The organism is Bacillus cereus group sp. N21 (genome assembly GCF_016483395.1).
Taxonomy (GTDB): domain Bacteria; phylum Bacillota; class Bacilli; order Bacillales; family Bacillaceae_G; genus Bacillus_A; species Bacillus_A pseudomycoides.
Genome location: NZ_JAEHBX010000312.1, coordinates 1 through 292, shown reverse-complemented (window position 1 = coordinate 292; position 292 = coordinate 1). Strand labels below are relative to the sequence as shown.

Here is a 292-nt window from a genome sequence, read left to right as displayed (position 1 = left end):
GGCTTACAGCATAAAATAGAATTCCGCTAGAAATATATGAGCTATATTCTCTTTTATTTTATCTTTGCACCAGAACCCTTGCGACCAAGTAAAAAAGCGCCCTGTAAACAGGGCGCTTCACTTTTACCTAATGACTAATATTAGCACTTGGGTATAATGTTGTTCCTCCAATTGAAACTTTCATTTCATTTGTTAATGGAACATTTTGTTCATTGATAATTGTTCTCCACCATTCCCATGCAAGACCTGTACATTCTCTTGCTACGACTTTTACATTTTTTGAATTCGGCGG

The 292-nt window shown here is 36.3% G+C and carries 1 protein-coding gene; it reads right to left on the bottom strand.

Features of this window, described 5'->3' with window-relative positions:
• Positions 1 to 127: 127 nt before the first annotated feature.
• Positions 128 to 292, bottom strand: a 165-nt coding sequence (locus JDS96_RS31005; protein WP_274605983.1) for a thiol-activated cytolysin C-terminal domain-containing protein, incomplete at its 5' end; no start/stop codon positions are given.